Raw genomic sequence first — 10,825 nt, 5'->3', positions numbered from 1 at the left:
TCGTCGGCAGCGTCAGATGTGTATAAGGGACAGAAATTAAAGTCTCTAAGATCTTGAATCTCTTCGTGTTGGGTCAATCGACTTAGAACTACGCAGATAATGTAGAACTTAGGATGGATTTATCCCTTGGAGGTGTAGTCCAGGTTCTCGCCAGGTGGACTCCAGTCTCTCACTTTAGAGTTGATCCACCTCTTTGGATTGAGTTCCTTTGTCGTTTCGTAGAGTTTCTGTCGCATCGAGAGTACTTCGAGATGGTTTCCTTCATGAACATCATGGGGAGTAACGAACTTTAGACCACTATGTCGGTGGTGGTAGTTGTAGTAGTTGACAAACTTCTCCACCCAGGTCCGACTATCTCTAAGGTTTTCAAATCCTCCATATGGATAACCAGGCCAGTACTTGGTAGTGCGAAAGAGCGACTCTATGTGGGGGTTATCATCAGAAACCCGAGGTCGTGAGTTCGAGGTAGTGATCCCCATTTTGTAGCAAAGCTCTAATAGAGAAGATCCCTTCATAGGAGATCCATTGTCGCTATGTAAGATTTTAGGAGCTCTTCCTCCTTCTAGGAGAGTTGCTCTTACAACTACATCGGCAAGTTGCTGAGATGATTCGCATCCGTATACTTCATATCCAACTATCTTTCTCGAATAAAGGTCCATTACGAAGTACAGGTAGTAAAAAACTCCATGTACCGGTCCACGCAGCCAGGAGTAGGGTCGGACCAGAGCGCCCTGCCAGCCTTTCAACTGGTGGGTTTCTCTGGTCCGCCCTCCGAACCGGACTTGCGACTCTCACCGCATCCGGCTCTCCACAAAGTCATGCCAACGATACAGCTGTTGAACCGAACTTACTTGTCCATGGTGTGGGGATTTTAGAACCTCGATAACGATATCGAATAATCGATACCTTTTGAGGCCGGAACATCTCTACCTTTCCATCTGTTATCTCCCAAGCAGGGAGATAACGTCGATGTAAGGTTCCCCAGTTCAAACCAAGGTGTCTCTTCCTCAACCATCGCACTACCCGCCACCAACTGAAGTGGTCCAAGTAATTGAAGGTGTTAGAAGAAACTCCATGGTAAAAATAGTTACACCATCCTCTAAGAACCGGATTCAGAGTTCTTAGAAGATCGGCAAGTGTCCGATGCTTTTCACGTCTGGTGATTGATCTGACCTTAGCCATTACAGAAAGTAAGGCTTTCTTTGAAGGATAGGTATAGACCGCCATCTTTCCGTCTCGGCCTCTTTGTCTTCGGCGCTGAATATGCCATCCGAGGAAATCAAAACCTTCTTCGATATGACAGATTTTGGTCTTGGACTCCGATAGGTGTAGACCTACTTGCGACAGGACAGTACTGACCTCGTCTTTTAGTAGTTCCACATCCTTACGGGCACCATATCCCATGATTACAAAATCGTCGGCATATCGAATCAGTCGAAAAACGGCTCCACCATTACGTTTGTGCTTATCACGTGTCCATTGCGAACCTAGTGCTTCCCATTTTGTTGAGAAGTATTCGTCTAGGACCGAAAGAGCAATATTTGCAAGCAGTGGAGACAGGACGCCTCCTTATGTGAAGTAAACGATTATGCGAAGTTGAAAGACATACCCGCATTTCACGGTGGTATTTGGGTCTGATTTACTTCGCATAACGCCATGGTGTTCCAAAATGGAGTGGCAGATCTTTATGATCCCATAGTCCATTGAGGAGGCACTAAATTGATTCCTGAATCATTTTCACAATTGACAACTGACTTGGAAGCCGAGCTATATCGGCTGCACTATACCCAGGCGACTACCAACTACTATCGCCGCATGTGGAACCATGTGGGCGGCAACGTTTCTTGAAAGTAAAGAGCCGAGCAGTTCACTGAGGAATTAGGTCTTCGATTCTTGGGGCATGTAGATATTTCCACTACCGAGATTTATGCCCGAGCCGATACCGAGTTGAAACGCTAAGCTCTCGAAAAGGCGTATCCCAACATGATCTCGCCAGATTTGCTCGAATGGAAGGACGATGCTGACCTCCTTGCCTCCTTGACAGGTCTTTGAGGAATTGATACCCGATTATGCGAAGTAAATTAGACCTGGATACCACCGTGAAATGCGGGGATGTCTTTCAACTTCGCATAATCGTTTGCTTCACATAAGGAGGGTTATGCGAAGCTTCGCATAAGCCTCCTTGCGGAGTGCCGGTAATGGTTCTTCTGTTAATTCCCTCTTCCGAGAGAATACCAGCAGATAGAAATGCCTTGATGAGCGTTAGTATGCGCTTATGTGAAATACGACGTCTAATCCGTGCCATGAGGGCTCCGTGGTCGATCTCGTCAAAGCAAGCTTCGATATCTCCTTCAAATACCCACTCATAACTTCTAGGGGAATTAGCGAAGAAGTGAATCTCAGCAATTGCATCCTGTGCTCGTCTCTTGGGACGAAAGCCATACGAACATGGCAGGAAATCCGCCTCAAAGATTGGTTCCAAAACAAGCTTCATCGCTGCTTGTACCACCCGATCGGAAGTATTCGGAATCCCTAATCTTCTCATTTTGCCTGAAGCTTTGGGAATCTTACGTTCTCTAACTCGGGTGGGTGTGAACTGGCGTTGTTTCAGACTCCTTCGAAGCTCATCTAGGAACTCATTAGGATCAGAGATGGAAATTGGTGATATTCCATCAACGCCAGGTGTTCTCGCTCCTCTGTTGCCTCTGACTCTGGCCCATGCCACCTGGAGGAAGGCTGGGTCATAGACGAGGTTATACAAATCGCTAAAGACACGCTCCTTATCATTAGTTGACTGTTGCCAGCAACATTAAATTGACCCAGGATCAGCAACATTAAATTGACCCACCCTCCAGTAAGACTTGTCTGTGGAACATTCAAAACCACGGAGGAGTCATCAAATGCTGAAGGGCAGGACATTAATGAATTTAATTGAATTAAGATCACAAGGACACAGCTATCACGAAATATCTAAACTTGCCGGTGTATCTAGGAATACTGTAGCTAAGTACGTTCGTGATGGAGCAATGTGCGAAACTAAACCACCTAGAGCGCCTAGGGGATCAAAACTTAGGTCCTCTATAAGGAGATGATTGATGGTTTTGTCAAAGACGGATTGATCAGTGCTCCAGCGATACTCTCTCGAATAGAACCTTTGGGCTATAGCTCTAAAGAAACGACGATCCGTAATTACGTAAAATCTATCAAACCAAATATTCGACCTCACGCCAAGGCGACCATTCGCTATGAAAGCAAACCGGGAGCTCAGATTCAACTTGATTGGGGACTCTTTGGTTATGACGATCACCGAGGAACAAGGAGAAACATCGCTGGACTTATGGTGACAATGGGTTATAGCTAAAGGGTCTATCTAGAGTTTGCCCTAACAGCTGACATCTATGGCTTTTCTACCTGTTTGATCAATGCTCTTTATTACTTTGGTGGCATAACCGATGCATTTCTTACCGATCACATGAAAACAGTTGTCCTTGGTGGCTCAACCACTCAAGGATGGGACCTAAATAGTCACACGAGCGACTTGGCTAAATATTTAGGTATATCAATCAAGTTAGCTCCAGTGAGAAGACCCCAGACAAAGGGCAAAGTAGAACGAGGAATACGATACGCCAAGGATAACTTTTGGCCAGCACGTACTTTTACCAACTTAGCCGACTTGAATGAACAGGCTCTTTCTTGGTGTCGACAAACTGATACGAGAGTACATAATGGCCTTGGCGAGACTCCCCTAGAAGCATTTGCCAATGAGTCGCCCTATCTTCGGCCTCTTCCGAAACGAAGTGAACTTTATCAATTTGAACGTCAGTTTAGAAAAGTTGGTGCTGACGGATTCTTTTCTTTCGCCGGAGTTAGATATGGAGTTCCTTGGCGGTTTTCCCATAGGGTTGTCAGCGTGATTGTTGAGAACAATGCTCTTTTGGTCTTTTTAGATGAAGAGCTAATTGCTACTCACGCACTCTCTTACAAAAAGCGCTCCATGGTTTATCTGCCCGAACAATATAAAGGCATAGAGCGACATGGATCTTTCATAGGGCCTGTTCCAATTGCTAGGCAATACGTTGACACCCAAGTACAACAACGTTCACTTGGGGTTTACGAGGAGGTTAGCCTAAATGCTTGAGTTAGAAGAACTTCGTTTGATTCTTATTGAATTAGGACTGAGCCGATCAGCAGAAATCCTAGAGTCCAAGCTTACAAGTGCCACTGAGGCGAACTACTCCTATTTGGCATTTGGTAAAGATCTACTTAGCCATGAGCTCTCGACTAGGCGCGAACGAGCCTTTGAAGTTCGAATGCGAACGGCAGGCTTACCTTCCAAAAAGCGTATATCTGACTTCGACTTTTCCTTTTGTCCTTCGCTCGATAAAGCAGTAATCGATGGCTTGTGCTCATTGGCATTCGTGGCAACTTCGTCAAACGTAGTCCTACTTGGACCTCCTGGGGTTGGTAAAAGCCACATCGCTATAGGTCTTGGAATGGAAGCCATCATTGGCGGATACAGCGTCTACTTTACAACGCTATCTAAAATCGCCGATGATCTGTCATATGGGACATCTGGAGCTAGATTTAGAAAATACATCACTCCAAAAGTACTAATTATCGATGAAATCGGATACCGAGCCATCGACCATGTAGCCAGCAATGTCTTCTTTGAGGTAATTAGCGCCAGGTACGAAACTGGATCGATAATTCTCACTTCAAATAAAGGATTTGGAGAATGGAGTGAAATATTTCCTGATGTCATCCAAGCAACAGCAATTTTGGATCGTCTGTTACATCACTGCACGGTAATCAATATCAAAGGAAACTCCTATCGCTTACGTGATCGTGTAGCCCAAGGTATCTACACCAGCCCTCAGGCAGCTGCAGCTCATAGACAAGGAGAAGTAGTGACAAGTGAGCGGTGATTAGTTGATAGCCAACTTCACCTTAGCGACTAGAAATCTTCAATTTGAGCCTCTTTAGTGGGTCTTTGGATCCTACGGTTGACTCTTAGGCCTACTTGAGCTTCAAGGATCACAGCCAGCCCTTCGTCGAATGACAACGACAGAGAGGCTGGCTCTTGTTTTGACGATTGAATTCATAAAGCGATCCATTTAGCGCTAGTGACCTCCAATGATCACAGACGATTAGTTCGCTCTAGTCAATGACCATTTGAGAACGCCTAGCTAGTGTTGCCAGCAATAGCTAGCACCCATGAAGATGCATATGGGTAACCATACCCATATGCATCTTCATGGGCCTCACCCAGATAACTCCGCGATGTCACCACCATGGCTGCAGTGGGATGTTCTTAGTCAATCTCAGTCTGGGTGAATGTGTAAAAACCCTTAGTTGTCCGCATTCACCCATGATTGCTAATAGCCATCACCAAGGGCCAGGAATTACTTGAGACGTTTCCTTGGCACCCAATCACAACTATCCATAAGGAGATGTAAGTGGAAGATAAAATCCCCCTAGGCAACGCTATGGCAACGCCAGTATGTCATTACTGTGGGAATGCAATTACTGGTACTAAGCCAAGAATCTACTGTAGCGACAGATGTCGAGTAAATGCATGGAAGCTCCGTAATAGAAACAAGGTCCCCATAGCGAAATTGCCAAAGGGCAATAAGAGAAAAGATTGCACCGTCTATGAATGTCCGCAATGTGAAACAAGATACCTAGGAGTCCAGCGATGTGACGACTGTGGCTTGTTCTGTAAGAAGGTCGGAACAGGTGGACTCTGTCCCTCTTGTGATGAAGTAGTAGCCTTCATCGATCTCATTTGAGGATAAGACCACCAAAAGCTACTATCGCGCGTTGGATTGCTTTCCTGTAAATATTAGGGACCAGGACACCACAGCTTTTAGGGTAAGTACTCTCAGCTGATTAGGTTTCCTTCCAACTAAATCGAATCGTTGCTGTTTTGAGCTGGAATTTTAGCTATGACGATTTAGAGCAGGATCAAAAAATAAAGAATCTTTTGTTTAATTGGTAGTAGTGACGGGCTGTGGATCCTGTTGACCAAGAGTAGCTAATGATAAATCGATGGGTGAAAGCCATAGCTTTGGGTTAGCCCGCATTCTTGGTCCACAAATCCATAGCCCCTTTGCAGCCTTTAGGCTTTGGCGATCTCAAAGTGTTATCGCTTTAGCCAAAGGCCATGCCTAGGCCATAACAATGTGGATGTGAATCGTTATGGCCTAGGCAGCCAAAGCAGCCGGAGAGAATATCTTACTTTTGTCTCTGAGTCACCTCTAGATTATCAACTAGTGGTCCATGACCTCTAAAGATTGAGGAATACCGATCCACAACCATATTCGCCACTACCATATTCGCCACAGCGACCCTCACCTTTGAGGCTTTGGGCCAAGAGCTTCACGTAGATATCTGAGGATCTCACAATTGCGCTGGTGTCGGTCGATTCCTGAGGAATCCAAAGCTATAGGGCTAGCTATAGCACTACCGCCAGATTCCCATCGATTCTAAGGCCCATTAATGAATCAGGATTATCCACAAGGACTCAACTCTCAGTAGGCCCCGTAGCCCAGTCATTATCGATTATCAAGACAATGTCGACAAGTTCAGCTTTATGGAGTAGTTCAATTTCGCTTAGATGGGGTTACGTGATTGCTTCCAATGGCCATGGCGGGTTTCTGACTAGTCAGTGCTGTGACTCATCGTCGATGAAGCGCACCTTCGAGATCACCTAAGAGACAATTGCACAATTCGGAAATCAACTCTTTCGGGTGGCATTTTTTGACTCGGAGTGGGGTTGCAATGCCTTATCTAGCATTAAGTTCGGAGCTTTAAATCCAAAACAGCTAAGGATCTACTTTCGCAATTGTCTCCTAGGCTTCAAGCGCCGTGGTTATCAACCTCGGTCATATTGGCTCCACTGGGATTGGGCAGAAAAGATGTGAGATCTAGGTTTGGTCATTTGATTCATGAGAAACGGAGATCACTTGACCATTCCGATTCTCTGGACCACTATTGGTAGAATCTTTGGACCACAGCACCAGTATCTTTGGACCACTGTACCGAAGTCTTTGGACCAGACTTTCCTGATCCCTTTAACCTATCTCTAAGTTACCTCAATCCTGGTAGATGTCAGGCTAGAAGGTCCCTTAATTAATGCCTAAATGGCTCGTCTTTTTGATATTTATTTGTCCATAGTCCTCTCGTTGTTGGATTAGAAAGTTGTCTTTCGCTTTTCTGAGGATTACGGACAACTCTAAGCCAGGAGTAGCACGAAGGGTAACTGGTCCCAATGGGTAGTTTCGGAACATACTTATCAAGTTTCGTAAGCAAGAGCCATTTTGGAATCAGATTCGCGGAGTAGCGGATGTGGAGACGCAAACACACATGTATTGAGAAGTCGCTCTACCAAGGACATTTCAAAGTGCCTTCGGTTGAATCGGTATGCGAATTCCTCGAGGTAAAGTTGCTTATGTTCCTCACGTCCGTGGTATGTTCCGTCGATAAATTTCTTGCAGTTCCCTATCAGGATGTTGAGCCATTTGAATGTTACATGTGCTTGTTCGTCTTTGGATAGAGTGATCGAATGCGCTAGTCCAAGGTCTCGAGCACATACCCCGTAACTTGGGTTACCATCACTTATCAGCTTGGTATCGGAATCTAAACGTCTCACAAAAACATCTTTGAATGATTTAGCAGTGGTATCTTTGATTACTTCCATGAAGCAATGAGTAGGAGCACCATTGCTAATCGACACTCCAATTAGGACATTGGTTTGTTTTGTTCCCTTTCCTCTTCTGCCTTCGCCATGGCTCTCACCACCTAAAAAGAACTCATCTACCTGGACGTTTCCTCCAAGTTTATATAAACCATTTCGGTCAGCCATTGCTTTTCGTAGCTTATTTAGCATCAACCAGCCAGTCGAATAAGATACTTGAACGAATTTAGCAATGGTAGTAGCCGAAAGACCACGCTTGTCGTTGGACAATAGATAGATAGCGGAGAACCACTTGGATAAAGAGATATGGCTTCGATGGAAGATGGTTCCGGAGGTAACGCTAGTTTGACGGTGACAAGATTTACATTGAAAAAGTGGAGCTCGAGATGCTGCATTTCTTCGATGGTTTGGCCTGATTAAGGTAAACTGGTCAGAGTCACACTTTGGGCATCTAAATCCCTCTTTCCACCGCAATTTGATCAAATGATCTTCACATGCTTCCTCTGAAGCGAAGCGTACCATAAAGCCTGAGATATCCACCATGCCTCCTTTATCGAACATCTGTTCTACTAAAGATTAGCTCCAATCTGGTCTCGGTGGAGGCGAAACTTACGAAACTTGATAAGTATGTTTCGGAACCAGTTACCCTTCTTTTTATTATTTGTTTATCGGTAGTAGCGATAGCGGTGGGCCCTGTGGTCGAGATCTGGCACCTGCATGTAAACGCGAAGCGCTTATTCACATGTGTCAGATTATTTGCGAGGCAAGCGTGCAGGCGTCCACCGCTCACTAAAGATGGCCTGATCTTTAGTTTGTTAGATTCGCTTAACCAACGGTTAGCTCGTCATAGGCAACTGCTCCATCACAATGAGGACACAGTCCTCCAAAGCCAACACGACGCATGAATTTCTGACATTCGTCGCAGCGTTGCTCCCCGAGGGCTCGCTCCCCGCAGATATCACACTCATATACAGTGATTGGCTTTAGCGGCTGTTTCTTACCTACAACAGGTACCTTGGGTTGGGTGCTATCGCGTCGAGCTCGATAAGCACTAGCTCTACAACGCTCTGAGCAGTAGGTCTTACGACCCGATACTAAGAAATCACTATGGCAAACCGGACAAGCTATCGTGACGCTATCGTGACGCAACGGGATTTCGTTACTCATGAGCCGTCTCCCATTTCGCTATGTTGTGCTCGTATCTTTCGCATTGACTCGCCTTTCATCTCGAGGCGCATTGAGTCATGAACGAGACGATCGAGTATTGAGTCTGCAACTGTTAGATCTTCAAAACTTTGATACCAAGTGCTAACGGGAAGTTGTGAAGCGATGATGGTAGATCCAACACCAATGCGCTCGTCAAGGATATCAAGTAGCTCTCGGCTACCCCGTGATGCAATTGGTGCTAGACCAAAGTCGTCTATCAAGATAACGTCCTTGGACCTTATCTTGGTGAGGAACGACTTGTAGGTGCCATCGGCTCTTGCTATGGTTATCTGTTCAAGTAGATGCGACAGTCGAAAGTAACGCACTGTATGGTCCGCCACGATTGCGCTATGGGCTATAGCACAGATCAGATAGGTCTTACCGCAACCAGTAGGACCGGTAACTAAAAGGTTATGGTGACGTCTTAGAAAACCAAGTGAGAGTATCTCGGCTACCTTGGCCTTAGGAACACCCCGATCAACTGAAAAGTCTATTTCGCCTGGATGAGCTAAAACTTTTAATTCCGCCTCTTTTATACGTCGTTGGATCCTACGATTAACCCTTAGATCAACTTGTGCACCAAGGATCATGGCCAGCCTCTCTTCGAATCCCAATGACAGTGAGGCTGGTTCATTTAATTGCCGATGAAACTCTTCCAGAGCGCCCGATAGTCCTAGGCTATTTAGGTGTTGGGTAACTATGGCCTCAGATGACATCTTCCATACCTCCGTAGTAGCAGGCACCCCGGATGTTGTCATGAGTTGTGATGCATGGCAAATTTGGGGTTTCACCTATTTCGCTATCGAATAGTCCCTTGGCAGCGATGCTCCTAAGAGAAGATGACTTAGTGGATCCAATAGCTATTGCATATGCGCACGATTGCTCACATACTTGAGCTCCGTAGAGTTTGGCTACTTCAGCTATCTGAGCTAAAGAGCCAATTGCTAATCCAGTAGATGGCCCCACTCTATCTAGAATTACCTCGGCGAAGCTAACTGCTGATGGGCCTATGTTTTTGATCTGCGTCATCAGTCCATCGATGGATGTGGATCTTTGATAGATGAGGTGATTTTGGGGCATATGTGCTTCGATGGTGGCGTATTTTCCAGATAGCATCGATCTTGTATGAATAGCCACGCAGTTGCTACCTTCATAGATCTCAATCGTATCGATGGTTGCCTTAGCACTTAGGGAGCTATTTGCTAGGCGATATGGAACGCTGTAGTAGTTTCCTGCTACCTTGACGTGGTAGTTGGATCCTGCTCTGGCATTAGACCAGATACCGAATTGGAACTTATGAGGAGGAAGTGGAGCTAGGCAGTTAGCTTCGAATTCTACGAATCTATCCTCGCGAGAGAAGTCCTGGCCGCCTATCTTGTTGTTATTTAGCCGATTGATCCCATCTAAAAGTGCTACATTGAGCTCAGCTATAGAGTAAAAGCGTTGATTTCTCAGTCTCCCGAGAATATCTCTTTGTACATAGCCAACCATCTGCTCTACGCGAGCTTTGTCTTTTGGCCTGCGAACCCTGGTCGGAGCTATTAAAGTACCAAGATGGTTGGCAAATTCCTTGAAAGAATTATTTAGCTTCAGCGCAGTCTTAGGACCTTTGGCGGTAGTTACCGCTGCAGCCATATTGTCTGGGACTAATCGACCTACAACACCGCCAAAGAAGTAGAGAGCCCTTTCGGTTGCATCTATCACACAAGATACATCTTGATATCTGGTAGCCCAAATAAATGTCTTGCCTGAAAAGGCAAGAGTAGCAACAAAAATAGAGGCTTGGTAGTCGGGATCACTAGCACCTGGCGATGAGTAGATTCCCACCTTATCCCCAGCGAAGTCAATCAATAGCTGATCCCCTGGTACATGCTCTAAGTGCATCGTGAGACTACGGTCTTTTTTGGCTTGACGGATAAATTC

Annotated in this window: 11 protein-coding genes and 1 pseudogene; 5 read left to right on the top strand and 7 right to left on the bottom strand. The window is 45.6% G+C overall.

The window, feature by feature from the left end; all coding sequences use genetic code 11:
* Positions 1-119: 119 nt before the first annotated feature.
* Both AXFE_RS01560 and AXFE_RS01555 read right to left on the bottom strand, forming a co-directional pair.
* Positions 120-746, bottom strand: a complete 627-nt coding sequence (locus tag AXFE_RS01560; protein WP_152625794.1) for a DDE-type integrase/transposase/recombinase — start codon at positions 744-746, stop codon at positions 120-122.
* Between the two features lie 70 nt (positions 747-816).
* Entirely contained in the window at positions 817-1,560 is a 744-nt protein-coding gene (locus AXFE_RS01555) for a group II intron maturase-specific domain-containing protein (RefSeq protein WP_320408760.1), read from the bottom strand.
* Between the two features lie 159 nt (positions 1,561-1,719).
* Here AXFE_RS01555 and AXFE_RS20990 point away from each other — a divergent pair, with 159 nt between their 5' ends.
* Complete coding sequence (locus AXFE_RS20990) at positions 1,720-1,848, top strand: hypothetical protein (RefSeq protein ID WP_268749137.1); 129 nt, start codon at positions 1,720-1,722, stop codon at positions 1,846-1,848.
* 325 nt (positions 1,849-2,173) lie between these two features.
* On the opposite strand, the pseudogene AXFE_RS01550 reads toward AXFE_RS20990, so the two are convergent.
* Positions 2,174-2,794 (bottom strand): annotated as a pseudogene (locus AXFE_RS01550) (reverse transcriptase domain-containing protein); the annotation flags it as partial.
* A gap of 294 nt (positions 2,795-3,088) precedes the next feature.
* On the opposite strand from AXFE_RS01550, the gene AXFE_RS01545 reads away from it, so the two are divergent.
* The 4 genes from AXFE_RS01545 (at position 3,089) to AXFE_RS18940 (ending at position 5,789) form a co-directional block, all read left to right on the top strand.
* Positions 3,089-3,361, top strand: a complete 273-nt coding sequence (locus tag AXFE_RS01545) for a hypothetical protein (protein WP_052604141.1) — start codon at positions 3,089-3,091, stop codon at positions 3,359-3,361.
* A 54-nt stretch (positions 3,362-3,415) separates the two neighbouring features.
* The gene (locus AXFE_RS01540) at positions 3,416-4,138 is read left to right on the top strand and encodes a Mu transposase domain-containing protein (RefSeq protein WP_052604140.1); all 723 of its coding nucleotides are present in this window, start codon (positions 3,416-3,418) and stop codon (positions 4,136-4,138) included.
* Positions 4,131-4,925: an IS21-like element helper ATPase IstB gene (gene istB, locus AXFE_RS01535; RefSeq protein WP_052604139.1), complete on the top strand. Its 795-nt coding sequence runs from the start codon at positions 4,131-4,133 to the stop codon at positions 4,923-4,925. The genes AXFE_RS01540 and istB (AXFE_RS01535) overlap by 8 nt, the downstream gene beginning before the upstream one ends.
* 531 nt (positions 4,926-5,456) lie before the next feature.
* Positions 5,457-5,789: a hypothetical protein gene (locus tag AXFE_RS18940; protein ID WP_152625793.1), complete on the top strand. Its 333-nt coding sequence runs from the start codon at positions 5,457-5,459 to the stop codon at positions 5,787-5,789.
* Between the two features lie 1,505 nt (positions 5,790-7,294).
* On the opposite strand, the gene AXFE_RS01530 is transcribed toward AXFE_RS18940, so the two are convergent.
* The 4 genes from AXFE_RS01530 to istA all read right to left on the bottom strand — a co-directional run.
* Positions 7,295-8,236, bottom strand: a complete 942-nt coding sequence (locus AXFE_RS01530; protein ID WP_052604138.1) for an IS1595-like element ISAxf1 family transposase — start codon at positions 8,234-8,236, stop codon at positions 7,295-7,297.
* A gap of 285 nt (positions 8,237-8,521) precedes the next feature.
* A complete protein-coding gene (locus AXFE_RS18935) occupies positions 8,522-8,863 on the bottom strand; it encodes a paraquat-inducible protein A (protein ID WP_152625792.1) in 342 nt (113 codons plus the stop codon).
* Positions 8,860-9,618, bottom strand: coding sequence for an IS21-like element helper ATPase IstB (istB, locus tag AXFE_RS01520; RefSeq protein ID WP_052604136.1), 759 nt, complete (start codon positions 9,616-9,618; stop codon positions 8,860-8,862). The genes AXFE_RS18935 and istB (AXFE_RS01520) overlap by 4 nt, the downstream gene beginning before the upstream one ends.
* Positions 9,608-10,825 (bottom strand): IS21 family transposase (istA, locus tag AXFE_RS01515; protein WP_052604135.1); only part of this gene is annotated, 1,218 nt, incomplete at its 5' end. The genes istA and istB (AXFE_RS01520), both read right to left, overlap by 11 nt.

The organism is Acidithrix ferrooxidans (genome assembly GCF_000949295.1).
Classification (GTDB): domain Bacteria; phylum Actinomycetota; class Acidimicrobiia; order Acidimicrobiales; family Acidimicrobiaceae; genus Acidithrix; species Acidithrix ferrooxidans.
The sequence above is the reverse complement of the archived record's forward strand: the minus strand, read 5'-3'. Positions and strand labels throughout refer to the sequence as shown.

Coding starts and splice junctions, on each gene's coding strand:
- AXFE_RS01545 (WP_052604141.1), top strand. CDS start 3,089: ATGATTGATGGTTTTGTCAAAGACGGATTGATCAGTGCTCCAGCGATA.
- istB (WP_052604139.1), top strand. CDS start 4,131: ATGCTTGAGTTAGAAGAACTTCGTTTGATTCTTATTGAATTAGGACTG.
- AXFE_RS18935 (WP_152625792.1), bottom strand. CDS start 8,863: ATGAGTAACGAAATCCCGTTGCGTCACGATAGCGTCACGATAGCTTGT.
- istB (WP_052604136.1), bottom strand. CDS start 9,618: ATGTCATCTGAGGCCATAGTTACCCAACACCTAAATAGCCTAGGACTA.